The sequence below is a fragment of the Vibrio ouci genome, from assembly GCF_004551525.1.
In the GTDB taxonomy this organism is placed as follows: Bacteria; Pseudomonadota; Gammaproteobacteria; order Enterobacterales; family Vibrionaceae; genus Vibrio; species Vibrio ouci.
In genome coordinates this window covers 25,217-49,157 of sequence record NZ_SATR01000007.1, presented here as the reverse complement: position 1 = coordinate 49,157, position 23,941 = coordinate 25,217, and the positions used below count along the sequence as shown (strand labels likewise).

Genomic DNA, 23,941 nt, shown 5'->3' with positions numbered 1-23,941 from the left:
CTTATAACTCTGTTGGCTCACTAAATCCTTGTTGTTTACGCACCTCGAGTGCCTCAAGTGAGCTTATAGCGATATGTTTTAATTCATCTTTTAATTCGAAGGCATCACTTTGCTTATTATCAAGGCATAGGTGCTCAATCTTTCTTGCTAAGTTCGATAAGGTACGATTACCCAGAGCGAGTGCTGAACTGCCTAAGGTGTGTGCTTCAAATTCCAACACATCTTTATCGGAATCATCGATTGCCTGATAGATTTTGCGTAGTCTATCCTGAGACTCCTCAATGTAATGATCGATGAGTATCGGAATAACTTCAGCAGAAGTATCTTCAATCATTTGTTTTATTACTTGCTCATCTACGAGTTCCAATTGTGCTGCATCCTCATACTGTGTCTCTACGGGTATAACTTTAGTTTTATATGTAACTTCCTGCTTATTCAATGGCGATGGTTGTAATTCTTGATCTACTTCTTCATCAGGGGCCTTATCTAAGAATAGATTAATTTTATCAACTAGTTGTGAAAGTCTTAGCGGTTTGGAAAGATAATCATCCATTCCTGATGCTAAAAACTTCTCTTTGTCTCCGGCTAGGGAATGAGCGGTAAGGGCAATAATAGGTATGTTCGCTGTTGTATCATCATCAAGATCACGAATAGCGCGGCAGGCTGTCATGCCGTCCATTTGTGGCATGGAAATATCCATAAATACTAGGTCGTATTGGTATTGCTTAACCATTTCAAGCGCTTCAAGGCCATTTTCGGCAATGTCAATTTGGCTACCAACGCGTTTGAACATTTCGCGGATCACCAGTTGATTGGCTCGATTGTCTTCGGCGACGAGAATTCGGGCATCTTTGTTGATCAATTCTCGTCGAGTGTTAGTCACTGGTGAGGCGATAAGTTCATCGGTGACTTCTAAACTAATGTCGAAGATGAAGGTACTGCCAATATCTGGCTCACTGACAACACTCACTTCACCATCCATTAAGTTACATAGACGTCGACAGATAGCGAGACCTAAGCCAGAACCTTCTTTGCTTCGAGAGTAGGTTTGGTCAACCATAGTAAATTCGTCAAATAAGTAATCAATCGCGTTTTGACTAATGCCAATACCAGTATCCTGTATTTCAAATTTAATCTTGGCTTTGTTCTCTTCGAATGTGTTTGCACAGACTTTAATTGTCACGCTACCTTCATGGGTAAATTTGATTGCATTGCCGATTAGGTTGAGCAATACCTGTTTGACTCGATTTTCATCACCGTTAACTTTGCTTGGCACGCTACCTTCAATGTAGCAATGTAAGATTAGGTTTTGGTTAGTAGCCGCAGGAGAAAAGGAGTCGACAACACTTTCTACACAGTGGCGAAAATCAAATGGCTTGTGTTCCAAGATTAGAGTGTTGGATTCCATACGAGTGAAGTCGAGGATGTCATTGATAACCGATAATAGGAAATGACCAGATTCGGTGGCCGTGCTCACCAGTTTCTGCTGCTCACGGGTCAGCTTGGTTTCTTCAAGAATATTGAGTATACCCAGAACACCATTCATAGGCGTGCGTATCTCATGGGACATGGAGGCGAGAAAGCGACTTTTAGAGTCACAAGCTTGCTCGGCACCTTCACGGGCCGCCGTCAACGTTTGGTAATCTTTTTCAAGTTTCGCTGACATATCATCGAAGGCTTTAGTTACTTCCCCTAACTCATCTTTAGAGTGGTCTTGCAATTGAAAGCCAGGCCCGCTCAGTCCAACGGTATTAACGGCACTGGTTAAACGCGTTAACCCGCGGGTTAGATAGGTGCCTAGCACAAACGAGACAATGGCAACGAGCACCACTTCAACGGTCGCAATACCAATGATCGCTTTTTGCGCTTGAGCAAGCATGGCGTTAATTGGTCCTGTTTCGAAGCCAATATCAACGTATGCATAGGGTAAGCCGCCATTTTCGATCGGTGTTCGTAAATCGAAAATTCCGTCGTCTACACTACCCAAAGAACTATCACTAGACATTGCACGGGCGAGAAGATCTTTATCGCCAGCACATGCCATGTCTTTTTCGTTGCGTAAGACGCGAACGTACGCAACGTCTTCTAGAGTCATGAACTCATTGACGAGATCATCCAGAGTGGCGAGGTCGGTTGAAAGGACAGCGTCTTTTGCTGCATGTGCAAACATGGTTGCACTTGAGTTAGCACGCTGAATTAATTGTTTCTCATTCGAATCGGATAAGAAACTCATAGCACTAAATACTAGGATCATTAATACGGTGATCTCGATAAGTGCTATACCTAATACGGTTTTTGAACGTAAGGTCATGATCAGATCCTTTTAGTCAAGTAAGGTAATATCGAGCGCTCTGACGTCATCCCAGTCACTGTCGTTAGCATCAACGAAGCCTTTGATATTGAGTTTTTTTAGCTGCGTTTTACCTGATGCGTTATTTTCTAAGTTTTGTAATGCCTGACGAATAGCATTGGCTTGAGAAGCCGACAAACGGGGGTGATAAGCAATTGCGTGTGGTGTATATGGCTTGGTGATCCATAATGGAGTGAGCTGGTCACGCAATTCGTCAGGAATGGATTTAAAGGTTCTCATCACGCCACCACCTGCGGGATAGAAACCTCTCGCGACAGAAAGATAAACCGAATCATGTGATGAAACGTAGTCGGGCTCAAAATCAACGCCAGCTTGGTTTAAATCGCTCTGCGTTAAGATAGTGGCAGCGAATGCCGCCGGAGAAGGAAAAGCAAGTTTCTGGCTATCAAGCTGCTGCAGCGACTCTATGTTTTGGTCTTTACGTACAACAATAATCCCTTTAATACGCTTATCTTTTGCTTTTGCCATCGCTTTGTAGCCTGGGTTAGCACTAAATACTGTGTAGTGATAAGGGTTCATATAAGCGATGTCATACTCACCATTAGCGAGGCGCTTCTCGAAGGTAGGAATATCTGCAGCGGTACTGAATTCGATCTTTTGCCCAGTTTGCTCTGACAAGTAGTCCATCACAGGACCCCATTGCTCAGCCAAGCGACTCGCTGATTGTTGGGGAACAACACCAAACGTCAAGGTCTCTGCGGCAAAAGAGGTGCATGAAGCAAAAGTAATTAAGAGTAGAGTGAGCTTTTTCATAATGATTACCTATGCAGATTGGGCCAAAAATTCATTGCTAAGTATTTTTTGCGCTAAATAAGCCCGCCATTTTCCTGGTAGGAATTTACAGCGGTCGATTTCTCTGACAATTTCTTGTCCGAGTGTTGGTTGATCTCTCATGTTGAGTACAGTGCCTAGCAGCTCGACTGAGTCACTATCGAGTAATGACATTGCTCTTCTCAGTTGGCTGGAGGACGTTTTACCACCTAAAACCACTAAGGCAGTTTGATCGCAAGCACTGGCAACGACTTGAGCTGGAATGTTGCCGCGATTGACGTGAAGTAGTGGGGAGGTATCGAACACCACGCGATCGAAATGATTGAGCCATTTGTCGACCGTTCTTGTTAAGCAAGATGGGTCCTTATACTCAAGTAATGCCGCTTGCGTTGTGGGGATCGTCAGTCCCGTGAACAGCTGATGCGTATCGGAATGAGAAATAAGTGAACCGATTTGCTGCTCGGAAAGAGTCTGAGAAAAATCGACGCCTTCAAATGCTGGGTGATAAGTATTGAGATCGACGACCAATGTTTTAAGGCCAGCAAACAAGTAACGCTCTGCCAATGCGGTAACGATTGATGTTACGCCGTCACCTGATTGGCAAGCGGTCACGCATAGTGAACGACACCCGCGCATTTCAGCGGCTAGATAAATCTGTTCGATTTCTGAGTGGGTTGCAGGAATAATCATTACAGCGCTCCTATTAGGACAATAGTGGTGGTGAGGCGAAGAATATCTTCTAAACCCACGCGCGCTTTCTCTAGGAAACTTTCACTTCGGTCTGGCACATAGATAGTGTCACCAGCTCTTAAAACGGGCAGTTTGTAAATATTGGCTGTTCTACTGAAATCAACTAGGTCAAATACACGGGCTTGGCCTTGGCAGCAAGACATGTTAACGATCGATATCTTCTCAAGATATGCACGCTCTGAAGGGCCACCAGCTTCCGCAAGTAGGTCAAGTACCGTCATATTGTCATCAAACACATAACGTCCTGGGCTATTAACTGCACCTAGCACGCGGACAGTGGACTCTTTAGAGCGGTCTAACCAAATTTTATCTTTTTCAGGGATATAGATGGTGTCACCCATAGTCACGAGAGGAAGTAAGCTTTCATCACCGGTTTCAAAGTAGAGTGATAGATTGAGCTTGCTGACTTTTGAATAGCTTTTGTCGCGATGAGTGATACGGATGTTGTGGATGTCGGCATCTTTGGTTGGGCCATCTGCCGCAGACAAAATATCTAAAAAGTGCATGTCTTTAGTAAATCGATAACGGCCCGGTGCATTCACTTGGCCAAATACATAAATCGATGCATCTGAACTTTGGCGTACCCATTGCGATTTATTGTCTGATGGATCTTGAGGTAGATCGTGGACGCGAATGATTGAACCCGCGCTGATGTTTGGTAGTTCGCTGCTCTGCGCGCCGCTCAGAATGAATTCATCCAGATTAAAAATGTGGAGCTGATTTCCATGGGTGACCACTTCGATTTTTGATGTGTCTGCTCGAAGTGTTGGGCCTCCGACATGAGCGAGAAGGTCCATAAGGTCCATTTCATCAGACCATTCCACACGGCCGGGGCGAACTACTTCACCAATCACACTCACTGCGCGGTTAGGTGCAATTTTTAGCCAAGACTTTTCGTTCATATCCGTTTTTTCAGGGACGAAGATCGCATCACCCGGACCGATCGAAGGTGGATTGCTGCGAGTTAAACCTTCAGTGAACGCAGTTAAATCGAACTTAACTACACGGCCATTCGCTTTAATGACGCGGATTTGGCGTGATTCGGCGTAACGTGTAGGGCCGCCAGCGTTAGCTAGTATGTCCATGAATGACGCATTGTTCTTGCCTTCATAGGCACCTGGGTGGGCGACTTCACCCATGATGTAAACCACATTAGCACCGGCTTTGATTTCGTCTTCTTGCTTAGGAACAAAAATCGTTGTGCCCGGTGTCAGCGTCGGAAGGAGTGAAACATCGCCGCTATCTAAATAGGCTTTTAGATTAAACAGCTTAGGTGCGTTATTTGAGATTACGCGAATCTGTTCTACCGATGCGTAGCGAGTAACACCACCGGCACGCATAATCACATCAACCAGATCAGTGTTATCTTTGTAGCTAAATGAGCCGGGGGCGTTTACCTCACCAAAAACTTTAATCGCGGTACGAGCGTCGGCACTATCACCTGCGTTGGCAAGCTTATTGGCGTCGAATTCTTGTTCAATATTACCCACCAATGGCGAAGCAGGGACGAAAATGGTGTCTAACGATTTCAGTGAAGGTAGTAGGGCTTCATTACCTGTATCTAGGAACGATTTGTAGTTAAACGTGACTTTTTCTGAGCCGCGTTTGATAAATAGATTATTAAGTTGCGCACCAGCTCGAAGTCCGCCTGCTGCGTGAAGGGCCATTTGAATATCGGCACTTTTGGCTAGCGTATATTCACCAGGAGAGTTCACATAACCTTGTACTGAGACAAGGATCTGTTGCTCTGCAATATAGACAGTGGCTGACGAAAGATCGCGATAGACTTTTTCTAATGCTTCTTTAACTGCGACATCCAGTTGTTGCTCGCTGTAACCAGCAACATACAAAGCGCCGACTTCAGGTAGGGTAATTCGACCACGCTTATCAACTTGGAAGCCTTTGTTTAACGTTGATTCGCCAGGTAAGTTTACTTGGATTAAGTCACCGATTTGCACGCGTTCTTCATTCGCGTAAGCACAGGTAAGCGTAACGGACAGTAATGCCGCGACGATATAGTTAGTCCATTTCATGGTAGCCTCCTTGCATGTGCATCGCCGTTTTCTCTTCAGTGTCTATGACTTCAATACTCACTCTTCGATTTGTTAAGCGAACACCGTCAGAGTCGCCTTCATACAAAGGCAGTGTGTCACCAACAGACTTGGTTTGGATTCGGCTTGGAGAAAGACCAAATATGGTGAGGTAGCGTTTAACTTGCTGCGCACGGCCCATAGCAAGCTCTTGGTTGTAGCTTACATCGCCAACAGAGTCGGCATGGCCTGTTACGGCTAGGTGAAACTGCGGGTGTTCTTTAAGAATGTTCGATGCTTGAGCTAGGTGACCCATGTATTTCGGATTTATTTCGGTTGAGTTGAAAGCGAACTGATTGTCGACATTAAGCAAGTTGTACAACTCGTCGATGGTCGCTAAGCGTCGTTGGAATGAGCGTTCATTCGTTGGCGGTAAGCATTTTGATTGTGACGTGACGTAATCTAGCTGAAGCTCTAGCTCATTCAGTCTGTTTCTTTGAATAACGAGGTCATTGGCTGCATCTAACAGTAATCCGCCTTCAAGTTCACGCGCGATACGGTTTTGTTTTTCTAGTGCTTGCACAACGGCTGCGGGAAAACACCAACGTGCGCCTTCGCGAATTAACGTATCCAACTGGAGCTTCGCGAGTTGCCAGTCAAAGCGTAGACCGTGCTCTGGCCCTAATGGCTCATCAGGCATCACCGGAGTGAAGGAGGACTGAATATAGTTTTCAGCGATGCCTCCTCGTCCTTCTTCCGGATAGCTACTACACCCAATTAAGCTTAGAGTGGTCGCAGCTAGGGCTATGTAGTGTGTAAATGTATTCATGCCAACGTCCTTTGTTAGTGCTTTAGTTTGCTAAAGCTTTATTGTTTTAATGTGTTTGAGAGTTAACAGGGATTGCTTGGTCAATGCGTAAAAGGTTCATAATCTCAAGCGGTTGGCCTGAAACGTTTTCAATACGCATATTGCGTTGACGCTCTACAAGACGTTTGTACAGATAAACAATGGCGCCAACACCTGACGAATCAAGAAACTGAACTTGGCTGAAATCGATTTCGATATCACGCTGTGCATCGTCTGCGATGATTTCATCAATGTGAGGCTGTGCGAAACGGCTGCCGTCTGCGTCTAGGTTACCGTTGATGATTAATGTGGTAATCGTGTCGTTTGCTTCGATTTTACGTAGTTCCATGATGCTATCTCCGTGTTGGGTTGAAGTAACTAGAGCAGATAGCATGCCAAGGTTTAATGTCTTTAAATTCAATGGGTTATTTTGGTGGTTGCGGGAATTGTCAAAATGAGAAAGCGTTTTCTCAATTTGACAATCAAAGTCTCTAACTCGATTTATCGCGGCACGGCCTATGTAACTCACAGTTCTATCACTAGATACTGTTCAAGATATGTATCGGATGATTCATCGTCGAGCATTGAACATTGCGTATTATCGGAAGGAAAATAGCCTCATCAAATGTGTATGAGGACAGTAAATGGAATTACGTCTTTCAGCAGTAGCGATAGGGCTACTCGTTTCTACCTTGGCTGATGCAACCACAACTCAGGATACAGAAGCGCTTATTCCTGTGATGCTGGCGACAAGCTACCACAGCGATATCGTGATAGAGGAGTACTGGAAGAGTGAAAAATTGGATGGTATCCGAGCGGTTTGGGATGGCCAGCAATTAAAAACTCGTAATGGACACCCGATTCATGCACCGCGTTGGTTTACCGACCCGCTACCTAAATATGCTTTGGAAGGGGAACTATGGGCAGGCAGAGGAAACTTCTCACTTGTTCAGCAAACGGTACTCGACCAAACACCGAATGAGGAAGCGTGGAAACAGATCGAGTACATGTTGTTTGATATTCCACACTCCGCCGGAGACTATCAAAAACGGTATTTTAGCCTTGTTCACCTTGTCCACACACTGCAAATCGATCACCTCAAATATGTCGAACATACACCAATTTCGTCTCAAGCTGAGCTGTTTAGTTATCTAGACAGTGTCGATAGCGCCAAAGGCGAAGGTCTGATGCTGCGTAAAATCACCAGTCGATACCAAGCAGGAAGGAGCAGCGATTTACTCAAATTGAAAAAGCACCAAGATGCAGAAGCGATTGTTGTTGGCTATAAGGTTGGTAATGGTAAGTACAAAGGCATGATGGGCGCATTGCTAGTGCAGCTAGACAGTGGTCTTCAATTCTATATTGGTAGTGGTTTTTCTGATGAATTACGCAGAAACCCACCAGTGATAGGAACCAAGGTGACCTACAGGTATAACGGTTACACAAGCAACGGGGTACCTAAGTTTGCCCGCTATGTTCGCGAACGTGTAGAGCAATGATGACATAAAAAAGGGTCGAATAAATCGACCCTTTTTTGTTATTTAGAAGCCAGCTCCAACTGTTTTTCGTCGCTGAGCTTATGCATCCAGTGTAGGCGTAGACCTAGCATGATAGCGGCAGAGGATAGGCCGATAATAAAGCCAAGCCAGAAGCCTTGAGCGCCCATCGGTTCGACAACCCAGTCGGTCATCGCAAGAATATAGCCAATTGGTAGGCCAAGTACCCAGTATGCAATGAATGTTCGGTTAAATATTGCAGCCATATCTTTGTAGCCGCGTAGAGCGCCAGCTGCAACGACCTGAACAGCATCGGTGATTTGATAGATAGCGGCAAACAGTAGTAGGTGCAATGCTAGTTCAATTACAGCGCGGTTGTCAGTATATAGCAGGGCAATTTGTTCTCTGAAAGCAACAGTGAGCAATGCCGTCATTGACGCTAAAACGACCGCAACAATAAGACCAACGTGTGACGCAATTCGCGCGCCTTCAACGTTTTCTTCCCCCAGACGATGACCGACACGGATACTTGTCGCGGCGCCGATACTCATCGGTAACATAAACACCAGTGACGAGAAGTTAATCGCGACTTGGTGAGCCGCCACAACAAGCGAACCGAGTGGTGCAACAAGTAATGCCACTACGGCAAACAGTGTTACTTCAAAAAACATTGCGGCTGCAACAGGGAAGCCGAGTTTTAACAGTCTGAGTAAAGCGCCAGTATCAGGTTTGTGGAAGGTCTTAAATACTTCTACTTTCGCTAGACGATCAGACGTTAGTACGTACAGCAGTAGCAACGCAAACATGATCCAGTAAACAATCGCGGTTGCGACACCACAACCAACGCCACCTAACGCTGGTGCGCCGAATTTACCGTAAACGAATATCCAGTTAAGAGGGATATTGATCAGTAAGCCGATAAAGCCAATCACCATTGCTGGCTTTGTTAATGACATTCCATCAGTCAAACTGCGCAGAGCTTGGAATAATAAGAAAGCAGGAACGGCGTAAATCACCGCATGCATGTAGCCGATGGTTTTGTCTGCCATCAGTTGCTCAACATCCATCAGTCCCAAGATGAATTTTGTTTGTAGCAAAACTAATGAGATTGGCACAGAAATAAGCAGTGCCATCGCAATGCCTTGTTGGATCTCGAAAGAGATCTTTTTCTGACGACCAGAGCCATTAAGCTGTGCGACGACTGGAACTAGCGCCATTAGCAAACCAACGCCAAACAAAATAGAAGGCAGCCAAATGCTTGCTGCAATCGAAACTGCGGCCATATCGGTTGCACTCACGCCACCCGCCATAACCGTATCGACAAAGCCCATGCCTGTTTGCGCGACAGAGGCGATCAGCACAGGTGTCGCGAGCTTTATCAAGGTATTTGCTTCAGTTTTATAACGATGCAAAGGAGAACTCCAAACTAGATAATCGAGAATAAGGCTAGGGGAAAAGAGACGGAAAGCCTTACTCTCATCAAAGAGAAAATGATTGTGTGCGATGATAAAGAAATGTCACACTAAGCGCTAATAAAAACTAACGGTAACGGACAATGTTTACTGGAATTGTGCAAGGAATGGCAGAAGTTGTTGCCATTAAGAAGAAAGATAAATTTCAAACCCATACAGTAAAGTTAACAGATGAGATGAATCATGGCTTAGCCATTGGCGCTTCCGTTGCTCATAATGGTTGCTGTTTAACGGTGACCCGCATAGAAGATGATTTAATCGACTTCGATTTAATGCAAGCAACGCTGGCATTGACCAACCTTGGATCTCTAACAGAAGGCGATTCTGTCAATATAGAGAGAGCGGCGAAGTTTGGTGACGAAATTGGCGGTCACTCTATGTCTGGGCATATTAGTTTAGTCGGTGAAGTTGTTGAAGTGATTGATTCACCAAACAACCGCACGATCTGGTTTGAGATTCCTGAAGATAAAATTAAGTATGTGCTAGCGAAAGGCTATATCGGCTTAGATGGCTGTTCTCTAACGATAGGTGAGGTCGAACAAAATCGCTTTTCTGTTCACCTTATCCCTGAAACGTTAGAACGCACTCTTTTCGGTTTACGCCAAGTAGGCGATCAAATTAATGTAGAGTTTGATCCTCAAACCCAAGCGATTGTTGATACCGTCGAGCGCGTGTTAGCGAATAAAAACCTAGCTTAGTACTCAAAATAAAAATAGGTAGCTGTTTATGGCAGCTACCTATTGCTAATTACTTAAGTGGATAAGAACACGTTAATTGTGCGTAATTGACGGATGTGAAGTTGGCTAACTAGAAAATTTGTTCGTCATCGGCATCAATGAGAAGGTCGATCTGATCCATTTGTTCATTGACTGTCATCGTTAAGTGAATGGCGTTACAACATGCTGGGCAATCATCATAGAAATTTTGATTGCCATTAGATGCATCTAACGTGATACCTATAGTGTGTCCGCAATGAGGGCAGGAAACCATTTTTTCAGTGTAATTACGCATAACTCTATTCCTTACATCTTTATACCATCTCTAGAGAAACCAGTTTTTGAGAAACTCCCTGTCGACATAGTAATAATATGCTCAGAAGTTAGTGTTAGACCTGAATTAAGTGCAAAAGTTGATAGAGCTATAGAAATAATAATTTGGCCCTTATTAAGGTCACCAAAGAACAGGCTCCAGTTTGACAATTACAAGATTCTAAACATCTAACTCATTGTAAGGTAAGAAATATTCACAATTAATATAATAAAATCTGTTTTATTAGTTTCTGTGATTGATCTAGGTAGTGTCCACCAAACTGATTGTAGTGGTTAAGCAGATGGTAAAGGTTGTAGATGTCTTTACGCTCACTGTAACGTAAATCGAGTGGAGCGACACTTTCATAGCCTTGATAGAATTCAGCTTGGAATCCTTCGAACAGCTCGGTCATGGCAATATCACACTCGCGGTCACCCCAGTAACAGGCAGGGTCGTAACACAAAGCGCCAAACACTGAGTTGGCGACGTTACCATGCCATAAATCTCCATGGAGCAGGGCAGGTTTAGGCTGGTGGTTGGCTAAGCGGTTTTGCACCAGCTGGGTGAACTCATTAATATCAACAAGATTAATGCCTTTCTCACGCAACAGTTGAAGCTGCCATCCGATACGCTGCTCAGCAAAAAAGCGCGCCCATTTTCGGTCCCACTTATTAGGCTGTAAGGTAGCGCCGATATAGTTATCTTGATCGAGCCCGTACTCTTTTTGCTCTCCCCATTGATGGAGGCGAGCGAGTTGCTGACCAAAGGAAAAACTATTCTTACTGTCATCGAGCGGTTTAGTGGGTAGGTAGTTTAGTACGATGAATGAGTGATCTTTCGATGTCCCTGTGAGGACAAGCTCAGGAACAAATACTGTCCGGCTATCGTGCAATAGACGGATATTCTCTGCTTCAATCTCAAATTTAGGTAAGAAGTCACGTCTATTTACCTTAACGAAATAGCGCTGCTCACCATCCGAAATCATATAGCAATCATTAATATCTCCCCCATGGACTTTCGTTTTTTCTTTAATTTCATAAGAAAACAATAAAACCTCAGATAACTGTTTAGAGATGGCTTGCCACATAACATATCCTGCGTCCGGTTCGATATAATTACAGTGTAGAATATGCTGATTGTGAATTCTGATTCATAGTGCAAAAAATTCAACGATTTACCGAATTTGTACAGCGCATTAGTGAAAGTGTGATTTATGTCAGGACATTAACTAGAGTCGTTATTTATTGTTGCCTGACAGGTTCGCCTTGTTCTCATCCCCAATTTACTATTTGAACTGATGTGCGGTATATTGGGTTGGGTGAGGAATTTATCAGCAACTGATTCGGTGTGAGTTGTGTATTCTTATTGATATGTCTTACTATTACTAGGATGGAACTCGCCGAGTTCGCAATTTTGGAGATAAACAGTGGTTGTAGAAACCGATGGTTACTTAGCTCTTATCGAGCACTTAGCTTTTAATCTAGACGTATTTGCTTCCGATGACGGAGATACGGGCTCAGAAAGTGTAGAAGATGTTGTAACCGACATGGTCGCGAGTAATATTATGGCCATATTCGAACAAAACCCAGAGCTCCATTCGAGTGTTCGCTTCCAATTACTCAAAGAAGCAGACTCAGTTGTAGAAGATCTTGGAGAAGTATTAGCTGGTGTTTGGACAAAGCCTGCAACTAATGAGCAAATAGGGTTTCTCGATGAGTACATCGCCCTGTTAAAAAACTTATTTGATTCTGCTGTCGCTAAGTACGACTAAATTCGCATTTGACCTAGTTTGCTTGTGGTGAATAAGCAACGCGTCGAACGTGCCAATATTTCGAAGCCCAATAAGGGTTATCTAACCTTGAAATAATCACACCTTTTGAGGTTGAGGCATGCATAAATTGTTTATTGCCTAGATAAACGCCCACATGACGGGTTTTGGGGGCCGTTTTGAAAAAGACGAGATCCCCAATCTTTGCATCTTCATATTCTATTTCCTGACCGACTTCTACTTGTGCCAGTGTTGTGCGCGGGATCTTTAGCCCTAGCGCATCTTCATATGCCGTTTGCACGAACGCAGAACAGTCGACACCATTTAGTGTTGTGCCTCCCAAACGGTAAGGGGCACCTTGCCATACCTTATAAACATCTAAGAAAGAGCTTTTGACGTTTGCTTGCTCAATCGTAATAGGCTTCGCTTCTATCTGAGCACTCTCAAAATCTGGGCTGCTTGAACAGCCAACCAAGAGGGAAGTAGCCAGCAGCAATTTACCTGTGACTACAAAACGAAGTCTGTCCTTAATGCCTAGTCCTGTGCCATTGAACTGTAACAAACGAGTCATAGTATCCCTTCTATCATGTATTCGTATTAGGACTTTCTTCTGCATGGAAGCGTTGAAAAAAGGTAAGCTGTCGTTAGTGCAAACGATAAGCGCTGTGTTTATAGCCATAACAATAATGGTCATTTTGCTTGCTGTCACCAGTATTAAGGGTATAGATCGGGTTGAACGGGAGTTTTCTCGTTTGTCAGACCAAGCACTACCTTTAGCGATGACAAATGCAGACTTGATGCAAACCATATTGGAGCAATCAAAGCAGCTTAGTTATAGTACTCAAGCGACTACTTATCAGCAGCTCGATGCGTTGGTACCACAAATCGAATTCCTGCAAGAGCAAAATATTCAGTCGTCTAACCAAGTGTTGCAGTTGTCCGCCCAATTCAGTCAAGCGATCTCTTCAATAGAATTAAAACAGCTTTCTCAGCAAGTGGTTTCATTAAACCAATTAACTAGCTCAGTTATCAATACTCAGCGAGATATTTTGTTGCTTCAGCAGGATATTGACTCAGAACTCGAAGCTTTCCGCTATGGGCTTGGTTCTGCAGGCCCAGAAATGAGCCGAATTAGTGCCTTTTTAGTCGGTGATAATCCTGAATCAGCAGATGCGGCGAATCGATTCATCGCTAATGTTAGTGCAATGGAAAGTGGTTTTGTTCAATTGTTGATGGAGCAAGACCGTGAGCAAGCGATCAAAGAATACAAACAACTTAAGAATCGACTTGCTGGCGTAGAGCTTGCGTATGATGATTTTAAACAGTGGCACCCTGATGTAACCGAGTTCAGTAGCTTGACCTCTGCGTATGAGATGGTTCTTGTGGGTTTTAAGCCGAATGCGATTGTAGACAAAATTCTGCAAAAGCTAAAAATCGCGCAGAAGCAAGGAGAGCAGGTCGCTCAAGTGGTGATGGTTGCTGATACGACGGTTGAACAGCTCAACTCAATATCTGCAAGTGCAAAGGTGTTGATCGATAACGGCCAAGGGGTTGTAACGACAACGATTGAGCGCATAACAACGACTTTATTCACCAGTAGCGGGGTGATGGTACTGCTGGTGCTTGTTGCTGGCGTTGTTCTGCGAGTTTGGATTAACCGTAGTCTCAATAATATCTTATCTTGCGTGACTAATATGACCGAGCACGACCTTACCACGACTGCGCGGTTGATTGGCCCACGTGAACTGCACGATGTTTCGATAAAGCTAAACAGCTTAGCGACTACGACTCAAGACTCAATTGCTCGCGTTACCAGCAATTGTGAAACGCTGTATCAAGCAGCAGAAGTCAGTCATTGCGCTGCTTCACAATCGAATCGCAGTCTTTCGCTACAAAATGAATCGCTCGCGACCATGGTTAACGCAGTTAATCAGTTAGATACTTCAATTCGTCAAATAGCCCAAGTGACTAACGAGTCATATCAAGATTCTGAGCATGCCTCTCAGCACTCGAACAAGGGAGTAGAGGCAATAGAGCAAAACCAAATAAGGCTAAAAGCATTGGCTGAGTCGCTGAATGCCAATGAAGCGTCAATGTTGCAACTCGATAAACGCGTTAATCAAATCAGTGAAATGGTTGATTTGATCTCTGGTATCGCGGAAAACACCAATTTACTTGCGCTGAACGCCGCGATTGAAGCCGCGCGAGCCGGAGAGCAAGGACGAGGATTTGCGGTTGTAGCAGATGAAGTAAGAAAACTTGCTAGTGATACTTCAGCCCAAACGACCAATATACGAGGAAGGATGGATCAACTAGTTGTCGCGGCTCAAGCTTCAAAGAGTGCGGTTGAAGAATCACGTATTGAAATGACTAATGCCTTAACATCAAGTGAGATGGTTAAAGAAACGTTCGCCTTCATTGAATCGTCAGTTGGGCATATTCGCGCTAGAGCCGAGCAGGTGTCTATTGCGACGAAAGAACAACAAAGCGCAACGGCTAATGTAAGCGAAGCGATTACACGAGTTACCAAGCAAGGTGAGCAGACACAAGAGCAGCTAGAGTCTATGGTTGAAAGTTCGCAGCAAGTCGCAAGCATTGCCGAGCAACAACAGGCAATGCTACACAAGTACGTGATCTAATCATTGCGAAATGGTTGAGTCAGCATTTTGTCTATCCGCTGTTCCTGACTACGTTGGAATAGCGGTATTCCAATCAATACCTTATCGTGCCCGGCTATAGGCTGAGCGCGATAAGTACCAAACCATCTGTCCCACACTGATAAAAAGAAACCAAAGTTCGAATGCGTTTCTTTGGCGACCACTGAGTGGTGGACACGGTGCATATCTGGCGTAACAACGACTTTTCTTAATATCCTGTCGAGCTTTAGTGGCAGGTAAGCATTACTGTGGTTGAACATAGCGCTGGCGTTTAGCACGATTTCGAAGATGATTACCGCAAGCGGAGGAACACCCAACACAAGGACCAAAGCAATTTTAATCCACATTGACAGTATAATTTCGATGGGATGGAAACGGCTCCCAGTAGTGACATCAATATCTTGATCGGCATGGTGCATGCGGTGCAAGCGCCACAGCAATGGAACTCGATGAAATACCCTATGTTGAAGGTAAATAGTGAAATCCATCAGCAAGACAGAAAAGGCGATGACCGCTGCGTAAGGGGCGAACTCGATAGTGTTAAATAGCCCAAGTTGCTGTTGCTGGGCATAAACCGCAGACTCATAAGCGAGGATAGGCATCAGTAACGTTAAACAGACTGAATTAAATGCAACTAATCCAAGGTTATTCATCCATCGGTAGAGCTTACTTTGAGTAAGAGTTTTTCTTGGCACAGCCCACTCCCAGACAGCGCATAAGCAAAGCACACCGATAAAAAAGCTTAAACGAATCAATTCTGGGTTCTGCATTCTCACTAATCCTTGCAACTGAAAAATGGGAGGGTACACTTGCTGCCCCTGTTTATTATCTACGATACGCCATGAGAATCCACGCCTTTCATCACTTGTATCAACAACGCCTAGAGCGTTCAACTAAACCATTCAACGCACGCGGGAGCAAAGTCTCTCGTTGTCAGTACTGCCAAGTCTCACAAAAAGACTGCCTTTGTCAGTATCAGCCAGACATTGAGAGTGATTTAGCTGTGATGTTGCTGATGTCGGAAAATGAAGTGTTTAAGCCTAGTAATACAGGTCGATTGATTCTCGACACGGTTAAAGAAGGCTACGCATTTCAATGGAGTCGTACAGAACCTGAGCAGGCAATGTTGGATCTACTAGAGAATCCTGACTATCAACCGATCGTTGTCTTCCCTGACGAATATGTTGAAGACAAGAGTAGGTTACTGTTTAGTGAAACAAAGCCGCTAGAGTCAGCGAAAAAGCCGCTACTTATTTTCCTTGATGGCAGTTGGCGTGAAGCAAGACGTATTTTCAAAAAATCGCCTTATTTAGATTCATTACCGGTGCTATCAATCAGCCCTACAGAAGTTTCTCAATATATGATGAGGCGCTCTGAGAATGAACAGCACCTCGCGACAGCAGAAGTAGCGATCTTAGTGTTTAAAGAACTCGGGCAGTTAAAGGTCTCTGAGACTCTATCGAGTTGGTTTAACGTTTTTAGAGAGTCGTACATGAATAGCAAAACGCGTAACAAGCCTGATGAATCTAGACCAGCTCTGAAACAATTCTTAGCGCAGTTCGGAAACGAGAAATCACTCTAATATTTGCGCTTTGGTTGGATAGAGAGTGTTCACTTAACTCTGTCTCACAGTTAAACCGGTTCTAAATCACAGTTTGTAGGCGTAGCAATATGGATAATGGCAAAATTAGTAATTTTATGAATATTGTCTGGGAGAGATGAAATGTACTACGGCTTTGACGTTGGTGGCACTAAGATTGAATTTGGTGCGTTTAACGATAAGTTGGAAAGAGTCGCAACTGAGCGTACTCCAACACCAACCGAAGACTATGAGCAATTAGTGGAAACCATCGCTGGGTTAGTTAATAAATATGACCAAGAGTTTGGCTGCGAAGGTAAAATTGGCTTAGGTCTACCAGGTATGGAAGATGCCGATGATGGTACAGTTCTGACGGTTAATGTTCCGGCAGCAAAAGGCAAGCCGTTACGTGCAGACCTTGAAGCGAAAATTGGTCGCAGTGTTAAAATTGAAAACGATGCGAACTGTTTTGCTCTATCTGAAGCGTGGGATGACGAGCTAAAAGATCAGCCATCCGTTATGGGCCTTATTCTAGGCACTGGTTTTGGCGGTGGTTTGATTTACGATGGTGCGGTTTTCTCGGGTCGTAACCACGTTGCAGGTGAGATTGGCCACACTCGTTTACCTTTGGATGCTTGGTTCCACTTAGGTGAGAACGCACCTCTACTTGGTTGTGGCTGTGGCAAAAAAGGTTGTCTAGACAGCTATCTTTCTGGCCGTGGCTTCGAGCTAATCTACTCGCACTACTTCGGTGAAGAGAAGAAAGCGATTGAGATCATCAACGCGTACAAAGAGGGTGAAGCGCAAGCAGTAGAACACGTTGAGCGTTTCATGGAGCTGTTGGCGATTTGCTTTGCTAATATCTTTACTGCTAACGACCCACATGTAGTTGCACTTGGCGGTGGCTTATCTAACTTCGAACTTATCTACGAAGAAATGCCAAAACGTGTACCTAAGTACCTATTGTCAGTCGCTAAATGTCCTAAGATCGTGAAAGCGAAACACGGTGATTCAGGTGGTGTTCGCGGCGCGGCATTCTTGAATATCAAGTAATTGAAATAAAAAAGAGCTTGCTACGGCAAGCTCTTTTTTGTAGTTAATAACGAGTGGTTAGCAACTGTGCTCGCTGTATTTTTCTAACAACGTCATTGCTTTATCGAAAGGAACGGGTTTACTAATGTAGTAACCCTGGATGTAACGGCACCCCATCGACTCTAGCAGTTCTAATTGCTGTTTAGTTTCAACGCCTTCAGCAATCACATCTAGCCCCAACTGACTCGCCAGCATATTGACTGACTCTACGAGTACGGCGTTGTTCTTATCGCTTTCAATATCACGAATAAACGATCGATCAATTTTTAATAGGTCGACAGTATTCTTCATCAAGTTAGAAAATGACGCAAAGCCAGTACCGAAGTCATCTAGCGCTAATTTAAGCCCACGCTTTCTTAAACTCGCCAATAACTCCTGTACTTGGGGCTTATCTTCAAGCGGGATCGATTCAGTGATTTCGATAATGACATCTTGGGTCGTTAAGCCTGATTGGTCTAACTGGTTCAGGATAGAGCAGTTATCGATATTCTCATTGAGTAGCTCTTCAATTGAGCGGTTGACTGATATCGCTATCGACTCAAACCCTAATGCTCTCATCGACAGTATATCCTGACACACTTTCTTAAGGATCAAGTTACCTAATTGAGAAATATAGCCGAGCTCTTCTGCAATTGGAATAAACTCAAATGGAGAGATGTTTTGATTGCCTTCGCTCCAGCGAGCAAGAGCCTCAAACTTAACAATAGTTCGAGTTTTTAAGTCATAGATAGGTTGATATTCAACATGCAAGCGCTCTTCATCTAACGCTTGTTTGAGCATGACGCCGAGCTGATGTTTGCGCTCAACGCATTGCTCTAAGTAGTCTGAATATCTAACTGTACCAGGCGTCAGTTGGGATTTAGCTTCTTCAAGCGCGTAATACGCTTTCGTCAAAGGGTGCGTATCGCTGGTGGACTCAATCGGAATGGAATAGCCCATATTAACGGCCAAACTCATGCTCTTCCCATCTATAGAAAACTCTTCTTCGACCGTTGCACGGATAGTTGAGATAAGCTGATCTATATCGGAAACGTTTGCTAAATTCCACGCGAGAGCAAACTGATCCGCGCCATAGCGACAGATATTCACTTTTTCTGCATTGTAATTGGTGTAAAGAACCTGACCTACATAGCTAAGCACCTTATTACCAAACTCTTCACCGTAGAGGTTATTTATCTCAGAGAAGCGACTAATGTCGACCAATAGCACCACAAGATCAGGGTGGTCTTCGAGCATCTGAATAAACTTGGTACGTGTCATCAAGCCAGTGAAGTCTTGCTTGTTCCTGTACTTGAGTAGCTCGTTTTCAATCGACTTTTTGTAACTTAGGTCATCAAAAATGGCGATGTAATTTTGAATGTCGCCTTTGCGTCCTCTAACCACGTGAATAGAGAGCTGCTCGGGGTAAATCGCGCCTGATTTGGTTTTATTCCACACTTCACCAGACCAACGATCACTTGATTCTATTGACTGCCACATTGTCTTGTAGAATTTGCGGTCATGAATGTCAGAGCTGAAAGTCGATGGAGGCTGGTTATACATCTCCTTCAGAGTGTAGCCAGTAATCTCTTCAGCTTTCGAGTTCATGTTTAAGATGAGATTGTTCGCGTCAGTCAGGATCACGCCACTACTGGATAGCTCAATGACTCGCTGAGCGATGAGATGATCATTTACAAGCTCGGAGATATCCGAAATATTTCGAATGTTCCCTTCTATTCGGCTTAATGCACCATTGGGGTGAAAATGCTTGCTGTAGGTGATCTCCAAATCAAGATTAGACTTGGATTCTTCACTATGAATGATCGTTGTTGTCACTTGGTCATGCACGCAATCGGTAGTCAAAAGCTTGTTGTATTGCTCACATGACTTAAATACGTAGTGATTGAAAAACTCGTAAAACGATAGCTTGTTATCGAGAGCTAAGTTAAACATCACATTTAAGTTGGAAGAGTATTTAAACTTATCTTTGTCTACGTCCCAACGCCATGAACAAGACTGAGTAATTTGTTCTGAACGTTGTAATTGGCGTAGAAGGGTGTTCTTTTGCCGAGTTAACCGATGCTGAAGGATAGATTTTCCGACTAAAAAACCGACCGTAAGTAGCCAATCTTCATCGAGAGAATCCACCGTGAGGTTATCGTCAAATAGCAGCGCTAATACGCCAACAATGGTTCCGTCGGTAGATTGCAGCGGTATTCCAACATAACTTTCCGCGTTTAAGTGTTGCAACGCGACATCGTCTGGAAAACGTTGTTGAATTTGAGAAGGGTATGCACAGATACCTTTATCATTCAGTACTTGTTCACATGGGCTTCCAGTTAAGCTGTAGGAAATGTTTTGCGCCTTTTCACCGTTAACTAAGTAGTGAATGGTATTCGCCATTTTAGTTTGTAAATCGTATTCGGCGATTAGGCAGTGAGTTGGTTGGTAACGTGAATAAACTTCTTTAAGGCAGCGGGCGTATAGCTCGTCTTCATTGTGAGCGAAGATAACTTCCTTGATGAGGGCGTCCATCGAAAGCTAGATTCCTATTGATTAATTATTATTAGAAAAGAATATGACTCTTTGTTTATAGGATACCAGTTTGGTATAGGGAATGCGTTGATCGCGATAACAATAATGAAATGATGAATACAAATGAGCGTTACAGTTTACTAACAAACAAAATGGGCCAGTTGATAATACTGGCCCATGTGATTTTATTTGCTTTTTTTACCGACGCCCAAGTTCTCTTTCTGAGCTAGGGTGATCTTACCGAATCCTAATTTTCTGAAGTGATTGTCGCGATAATTGCGCATCGATTTGGTATCCGATATTGCTTCAATCTGCTGCTCCATCTTTAGATATTCTGAAATATCAATACCTTCCGCTTCAGCCACCGCTTCATGAATATTGCGGTGTTGTTGGTAAGAAAACGTAAGCGTTTTATCTTCGTTTTTGTAGGTATAAAGAATTGTACGAGCCATAAGTGATTCCAAGTAAGTAAAACAAAAGGCCAGTAAACTGGCCTTATACTTTGAAGGTTAGATTCTGCCTTGAAGTGGGATAATTGTCACGCTTTCTCCTACCTTAACTGTGTCAACAGAAGGAGAAATTTCAATTAAGCAGTTTGCTTCACTCATAGAGCGAAGAATTCCTGAACCTTGTTTACCTGTGGTCCTTACGGTTAGCTGGCCACGCGAATCAAGTTCGTATACACCACGACTGAATTCAGTACGCCCTTGGCGAGAGCGTAGGTTCTCTGTCGCAACTGCATTAACTTTCAGTGGCTGCCAATCGACTTCACCTTGCATTTTACGTAATGCTGGCTCGACGAAGTTGATGAAGGAAACCATTACAGCGACCGGATTACCCGGTAGACCAAAGAAAGGCTTATTGTTGATTTGACCGAAAGCAAGAGGGCGCCCCGGACGCATGTTGATGCGCCAGAAATCAATTTGACCTAACTTATCCAGTGCTAACTTAATGTAATCCGCATCACCGACTGAAACACCGCCTGAAGTCATCACTACATCTGCATTTTGTGAGGCTTCTTCGAGTGCCTGAATCATCAGATCTTCGTTATCTTCGATAATGCCGTAATCGAGAATCTCACAGCCAAGCGCTTGTAACATCCCCATGATGGTAAAGCGGTTTGAATCATAGATAGAGTTTTCTTTCTGTTCGGTGCCCGGAGCTTGTACTTCATCGCCAGTAGAAAATACCGCGACTTTTAGTTTGCGGAAAACCGTGCACTCTCCAAAACCCAGTGACGCTAACATGCCCATTTCTGGTGACGCGAGACGCTGACCCTGACTGAATACAGCTGCGCCTATTGCTAAGTCTTCACCTGCTTGACGGACATTTTGTCCCACTTTGATCTCGGCGTTGAACGTGACAATGTCACCTTGTTGTGATGATTGTTCACGCATGATTACGGTATCAACGCCAACCGGAGTAGGTGCCCCCGTCATGATTTTTACCGCTTGACCCGCAAGCAGAGGCGCATTGTGTGCGTAACCTGCCATCACTTCGCCCACGACTTGATATTCAGCAAGGCCGATATCTTCACCGCGGATGGCATACCCATCCATAGCAGAGTTGGTGTATTGAGGGACGTTAACTGGGGAGATGACATCATCCGATAACACGCGACCTGACGCATCGAACATCGCACATGCCTCGGTACCTTCGACGCGGTTTACCATCGAAAGGATCTTTTCCTGACCTTGCGTTACTGATAGAAATGCAGGAGATAAGGTATCGCAGCAAGCACCTTCAGACTTTGTCACAACAGGGTTTGCTTGACGATTTACGTAATCCACAACGAAGGCACTGATCGCATCCAGATCATTGATGTTCATTTGTGGTAGCTCTGAATCTGTTACTTCGGTATCTGCGGCAATAGCAATAATGTTGTCGTCGCTAGGGTAGAGCCAAGGTTTACCTACGACTTCTCTATGAAGTTCAATTTTTGGAAACGCAATATTTTTACAGCCTTCAACAAGAATAACGTCGAGCTTGTCGGTATCAAATCTTGTTAGCAGGTATTCAAATTCTGATTCCGCTTCTGGCGTTTCTGTCATCAGAGCAAAGCGGTTACGTGATGAGATCAGCATTTGTGAAGCCCCAGCTTTTCTTAAGCGGTAGCTATCTTTGCCTTCTTTATCGACATCAAAATTATGGTGAGCATGCTTTAGCATACCAATGCGCAAACCCGCTTCAGTCAGTTTTGGCAGAAGAACTTCTAATAGGGTTGTTTTCCCAGTACCTGAGTACGCGGCAAAACCTAAAATTGGGATAGGCAATTGAAAATTCATTAATTAATCGTACCAAATTGCGCCAACTCTTCTGGCGTGTTTAAGTTAACAAAGCATTGAGGAGAGTCGCTAAAATCGACGTATTTAGTATTACATTCGTTGTAAAGTAAAATGATCTTACGATCGCCTCGCTCTAAGAATGCCGTCAATCTATCTAGCACGGATTTGTGGTAAAGGGTGAAAACAGGCTGTTGGTGATCGCCGTCATGAGCGACCAAAATCTCGCTCTCATCATTCACTTCACGACAAAAACGTTCCACGATGTCGTTACTGATAAGAGGGCTATCACAAGGAACGAAACCAACCCAGTCGGTTTTAGCATTAACTAGCCCTGCATGTATGCCACCCATAGGGCCAGGGAACTGTTCAAACTGATCACAAAACACTTCACCATACTGTTGGTAGGTATCAAGGTTTCGATTGGCGTTGATCAGGATTTGGGATGTTTGAGATGAGAGGCGTTCAATCACATGCTCGATTAATGGCTTATCGTTTAGTTGAACGAGGCCTTTATCTTGGCCTCCCATTCGGCTTGCTTGTCCACCAGCTAAGATTACCCAGCTAGTTTGCTTTGGAAGAAGCATAAGTTTTATCTAACTCTTTATCTGAAATTACTTGTAGCAGTGGAGACTCTATCAAAGTTGTCTCTTTTATCCACCATTGTTTACGGCATAAATCGGTTAATGCGTTTTGCTGGTGACTCGTAATAACCAGACTAGAGCCTCGATCGATGAGATCTTGGGCCATAATCACTAGACGTTCAATAGACTCTTGATCGAGTGAAGCGCTAGGTTCATCCATCAGTAGAATCGAAGGCTTAAGAATCCAGGCGCGCGCCATTGCTACTCTTTGCTTCTCACCACCAGACAAAACGGAAATATGTTCATCCGCTAATGTTTCTAAGCCTACCATGCGCAGGGCAGTGATAACTTGAGCTCGCTTATCTTTTGCTTCTTCTTTTTGATAGCGAATGCCATAAACGACGTTCTCGTAAACCGTACCGTCAAACAAATAAGGTGATTGATGCAGATAGATAACGTCTTTTCGGCCTGTACGCGGAAATAGACGATGTAGCCAAGTGTCGTTTGGTGCAACTACATTACCTGTAGTGGGTTTGATTAACCCAGAGAGGATCTTAAGCAGGGTTGTTTTACCGACACCGTTATCGCCTTTTAGATAGATAGCATCATTTGGCCCGATAGAAAGTGTTGGTATATGGAACAGCACGCGTTGTTTGAAACGCATAGAGAGTTGCTGTGCCGTAATTTTTATTGTCATTT

22 protein-coding genes are annotated in these 23,941 nt (G+C 44.1%); 6 read left to right on the top strand and 16 right to left on the bottom strand.

The genetic code is table 11. From position 1 onward, the window contains the following. Position 1 precedes the first annotated feature (1 nt). Genes ELS82_RS06700 through ELS82_RS06675 form a run of 6 tightly spaced genes read right to left on the bottom strand, consistent with a single transcriptional unit; the run spans position 2 to position 7,118 of the window. Positions 2–2,311, bottom strand: coding sequence for a response regulator (locus ELS82_RS06700; protein ID WP_134834799.1), 2,310 nt, complete (start codon positions 2,309–2,311; stop codon positions 2–4). Between the two features lie 12 nt (positions 2,312–2,323). Beyond that, entirely contained in the window at positions 2,324–3,124 is an 801-nt protein-coding gene (locus tag ELS82_RS06695; protein ID WP_134834798.1) for a phosphate/phosphite/phosphonate ABC transporter substrate-binding protein, read from the bottom strand. Positions 3,125–3,133: 9 nt separating this feature from the next. After that, a complete protein-coding gene (locus tag ELS82_RS06690) occupies positions 3,134–3,832 on the bottom strand; it encodes a P-loop NTPase family protein (RefSeq protein ID WP_134834797.1) in 699 nt (232 codons plus the stop codon). Next, positions 3,832–5,925, bottom strand: a complete 2,094-nt coding sequence (locus ELS82_RS06685) for an SLBB domain-containing protein (protein ID WP_134834796.1) — start codon at positions 5,923–5,925, stop codon at positions 3,832–3,834. Before ELS82_RS06685 ends, ELS82_RS06690 begins: the two co-directional genes overlap by 1 nt. After that, on the bottom strand, positions 5,912–6,751 hold the full coding sequence (locus ELS82_RS06680) for an OmpA family protein (protein ID WP_134834795.1): 840 nt from the start codon (positions 6,749–6,751) through the stop codon (positions 5,912–5,914). The genes ELS82_RS06685 and ELS82_RS06680 overlap by 14 nt, the downstream gene beginning before the upstream one ends. 46 nt (positions 6,752–6,797) lie before the next feature. Then, positions 6,798–7,118, bottom strand: coding sequence for an STAS domain-containing protein (locus tag ELS82_RS06675; RefSeq protein ID WP_134834794.1), 321 nt, complete (start codon positions 7,116–7,118; stop codon positions 6,798–6,800). A 295-nt stretch (positions 7,119–7,413) separates the two neighbouring features. On the opposite strand from ELS82_RS06675, the gene ELS82_RS06670 reads away from it, so the two are divergent. Then, a complete protein-coding gene (locus tag ELS82_RS06670) occupies positions 7,414–8,268 on the top strand; it encodes a DNA ligase (RefSeq protein ID WP_134834793.1) in 855 nt (284 codons plus the stop codon). A gap of 38 nt (positions 8,269–8,306) precedes the next feature. Here the strand turns inward: ELS82_RS06670 and ELS82_RS06665 are convergent, their stop codons facing one another. Next, on the bottom strand, positions 8,307–9,677 hold the full coding sequence (locus tag ELS82_RS06665; protein ID WP_134834792.1) for an MATE family efflux transporter: 1,371 nt from the start codon (positions 9,675–9,677) through the stop codon (positions 8,307–8,309). A 143-nt stretch (positions 9,678–9,820) separates the two neighbouring features. On the opposite strand from ELS82_RS06665, the gene ELS82_RS06660 reads away from it, so the two are divergent. Then, positions 9,821–10,435, top strand: a complete 615-nt coding sequence (locus tag ELS82_RS06660) for a riboflavin synthase subunit alpha (RefSeq protein WP_134834791.1) — start codon at positions 9,821–9,823, stop codon at positions 10,433–10,435. A gap of 109 nt (positions 10,436–10,544) precedes the next feature. On the opposite strand, the gene ELS82_RS06655 is transcribed toward ELS82_RS06660, so the two are convergent. Both ELS82_RS06655 and ELS82_RS06650 read right to left on the bottom strand, forming a co-directional pair. Further along, positions 10,545–10,748 carry a CPXCG motif-containing cysteine-rich protein gene (locus tag ELS82_RS06655; RefSeq protein ID WP_053441297.1) on the bottom strand — a complete coding sequence of 68 codons (204 nt, stop codon included), beginning with the start codon at positions 10,746–10,748 and terminating at the stop codon, positions 10,545–10,547. Between the two features lie 238 nt (positions 10,749–10,986). Next, positions 10,987–11,853 (bottom strand): fructosamine kinase family protein, encoded by an 867-nt coding sequence (locus tag ELS82_RS06650; protein WP_134834790.1) that lies wholly within the window; start codon positions 11,851–11,853, stop codon positions 10,987–10,989. A gap of 339 nt (positions 11,854–12,192) precedes the next feature. Between ELS82_RS06650 and ELS82_RS06645 the strand changes: the two genes are divergently transcribed. After that, positions 12,193–12,537: a DUF3802 family protein gene (locus tag ELS82_RS06645; protein WP_004414118.1), complete on the top strand. Its 345-nt coding sequence runs from the start codon at positions 12,193–12,195 to the stop codon at positions 12,535–12,537. A gap of 13 nt (positions 12,538–12,550) precedes the next feature. Here ELS82_RS06645 and ELS82_RS06640 read toward each other — a convergent pair whose 3' ends face one another. After that, positions 12,551–13,105, bottom strand: a complete 555-nt coding sequence (locus tag ELS82_RS06640; RefSeq protein ID WP_134834789.1) for an NlpC/P60 family protein — start codon at positions 13,103–13,105, stop codon at positions 12,551–12,553. A 43-nt stretch (positions 13,106–13,148) separates the two neighbouring features. Between ELS82_RS06640 and ELS82_RS06635 the strand changes: the two genes are divergently transcribed. Beyond that, positions 13,149–15,173, top strand: coding sequence for a methyl-accepting chemotaxis protein (locus tag ELS82_RS06635; protein ID WP_134834788.1), 2,025 nt, complete (start codon positions 13,149–13,151; stop codon positions 15,171–15,173). Here the strand turns inward: ELS82_RS06635 and ELS82_RS06630 are convergent. Next, positions 15,170–15,961: a sterol desaturase family protein gene (locus ELS82_RS06630; RefSeq protein WP_134834787.1), complete on the bottom strand. Its 792-nt coding sequence runs from the start codon at positions 15,959–15,961 to the stop codon at positions 15,170–15,172. The two genes, ELS82_RS06635 and ELS82_RS06630, sit on opposite strands and share 4 nt — an antisense overlap. A 71-nt stretch (positions 15,962–16,032) precedes the next feature. Here ELS82_RS06630 and ELS82_RS06625 point away from each other — a divergent pair, with 71 nt between their 5' ends. Further along, entirely contained in the window at positions 16,033–16,773 is a 741-nt protein-coding gene (locus ELS82_RS06625; protein ID WP_134834786.1) for a tRNA-uridine aminocarboxypropyltransferase, read from the top strand. Positions 16,774–16,914: 141 nt separating this feature from the next. Beyond that, positions 16,915–17,823 (top strand): N-acetylglucosamine kinase, encoded by a 909-nt coding sequence (nagK, locus tag ELS82_RS06620; RefSeq protein WP_134834785.1) that lies wholly within the window; start codon positions 16,915–16,917, stop codon positions 17,821–17,823. Positions 17,824–17,880: 57 nt separating this feature from the next. On the opposite strand, the gene ELS82_RS06615 is transcribed toward nagK, so the two are convergent. The 5 genes from ELS82_RS06615 to ELS82_RS06595 form a co-directional block, all read right to left on the bottom strand. Next, positions 17,881–20,376 carry a sensor domain-containing phosphodiesterase gene (locus ELS82_RS06615; protein ID WP_134834784.1) on the bottom strand — a complete coding sequence of 832 codons (2,496 nt, stop codon included), beginning with the start codon at positions 20,374–20,376 and terminating at the stop codon, positions 17,881–17,883. Positions 20,377–20,561: 185 nt separating this feature from the next. After that, positions 20,562–20,828 (bottom strand): DUF2960 domain-containing protein, encoded by a 267-nt coding sequence (locus ELS82_RS06610; protein WP_134834783.1) that lies wholly within the window; start codon positions 20,826–20,828, stop codon positions 20,562–20,564. Between the two features lie 57 nt (positions 20,829–20,885). Then, positions 20,886–22,661, bottom strand: a complete 1,776-nt coding sequence (locus ELS82_RS06605; protein ID WP_134834782.1) for a bifunctional molybdopterin-guanine dinucleotide biosynthesis adaptor protein MobB/molybdopterin molybdotransferase MoeA — start codon at positions 22,659–22,661, stop codon at positions 20,886–20,888. Continuing rightward, positions 22,661–23,245, bottom strand: coding sequence for a molybdenum cofactor guanylyltransferase MobA (gene mobA, locus ELS82_RS06600; RefSeq protein ID WP_134834781.1), 585 nt, complete (start codon positions 23,243–23,245; stop codon positions 22,661–22,663). The genes ELS82_RS06605 and mobA overlap by 1 nt, the downstream gene beginning before the upstream one ends. Continuing rightward, positions 23,223–23,939, bottom strand: coding sequence for an energy-coupling factor ABC transporter ATP-binding protein (locus ELS82_RS06595; protein ID WP_134834780.1), 717 nt, complete (start codon positions 23,937–23,939; stop codon positions 23,223–23,225). Before ELS82_RS06595 ends, mobA begins: the two co-directional genes overlap by 23 nt. Positions 23,940–23,941 lie beyond the last annotated feature (2 nt).

Excerpts from the sequence above, each read along its gene's own strand:
- ELS82_RS06700 (WP_134834799.1), bottom strand. The coding sequence starts at position 2,311 with ATGACCTTACGTTCAAAAACCGTATTAGGTATAGCACTTATCGAGATC.
- ELS82_RS06695 (WP_134834798.1), bottom strand. The coding sequence starts at position 3,124 with ATGAAAAAGCTCACTCTACTCTTAATTACTTTTGCTTCATGCACCTCT.
- ELS82_RS06690 (WP_134834797.1), bottom strand. The coding sequence starts at position 3,832 with ATGATTATTCCTGCAACCCACTCAGAAATCGAACAGATTTATCTAGCC.
- ELS82_RS06685 (WP_134834796.1), bottom strand. The coding sequence starts at position 5,925 with ATGAAATGGACTAACTATATCGTCGCGGCATTACTGTCCGTTACGCTT.
- ELS82_RS06680 (WP_134834795.1), bottom strand. The coding sequence starts at position 6,751 with ATGAATACATTTACACACTACATAGCCCTAGCTGCGACCACTCTAAGC.
- ELS82_RS06675 (WP_134834794.1), bottom strand. The coding sequence starts at position 7,118 with ATGGAACTACGTAAAATCGAAGCAAACGACACGATTACCACATTAATC.
- ELS82_RS06670 (WP_134834793.1), top strand. The coding sequence starts at position 7,414 with ATGGAATTACGTCTTTCAGCAGTAGCGATAGGGCTACTCGTTTCTACC.
- ELS82_RS06660 (WP_134834791.1), top strand. The coding sequence starts at position 9,821 with ATGTTTACTGGAATTGTGCAAGGAATGGCAGAAGTTGTTGCCATTAAG.
- ELS82_RS06655 (WP_053441297.1), bottom strand. The coding sequence starts at position 10,748 with ATGCGTAATTACACTGAAAAAATGGTTTCCTGCCCTCATTGCGGACAC.
- ELS82_RS06650 (WP_134834790.1), bottom strand. The coding sequence starts at position 11,853 with ATGTGGCAAGCCATCTCTAAACAGTTATCTGAGGTTTTATTGTTTTCT.
- ELS82_RS06640 (WP_134834789.1), bottom strand. The coding sequence starts at position 13,105 with ATGACTCGTTTGTTACAGTTCAATGGCACAGGACTAGGCATTAAGGAC.
- ELS82_RS06635 (WP_134834788.1), top strand. The coding sequence starts at position 13,149 with ATGGAAGCGTTGAAAAAAGGTAAGCTGTCGTTAGTGCAAACGATAAGC.
- ELS82_RS06630 (WP_134834787.1), bottom strand. The coding sequence starts at position 15,961 with ATGCAGAACCCAGAATTGATTCGTTTAAGCTTTTTTATCGGTGTGCTT.
- ELS82_RS06625 (WP_134834786.1), top strand. The coding sequence starts at position 16,033 with ATGAGAATCCACGCCTTTCATCACTTGTATCAACAACGCCTAGAGCGT.
- nagK (WP_134834785.1), top strand. The coding sequence starts at position 16,915 with ATGTACTACGGCTTTGACGTTGGTGGCACTAAGATTGAATTTGGTGCG.
- ELS82_RS06615 (WP_134834784.1), bottom strand. The coding sequence starts at position 20,376 with ATGGACGCCCTCATCAAGGAAGTTATCTTCGCTCACAATGAAGACGAG.
- ELS82_RS06610 (WP_134834783.1), bottom strand. The coding sequence starts at position 20,828 with ATGGCTCGTACAATTCTTTATACCTACAAAAACGAAGATAAAACGCTT.
- ELS82_RS06605 (WP_134834782.1), bottom strand. The coding sequence starts at position 22,661 with ATGAATTTTCAATTGCCTATCCCAATTTTAGGTTTTGCCGCGTACTCA.
- mobA (WP_134834781.1), bottom strand. The coding sequence starts at position 23,245 with ATGCTTCTTCCAAAGCAAACTAGCTGGGTAATCTTAGCTGGTGGACAA.
- ELS82_RS06595 (WP_134834780.1), bottom strand. The coding sequence starts at position 23,939 with ATGACAATAAAAATTACGGCACAGCAACTCTCTATGCGTTTCAAACAA.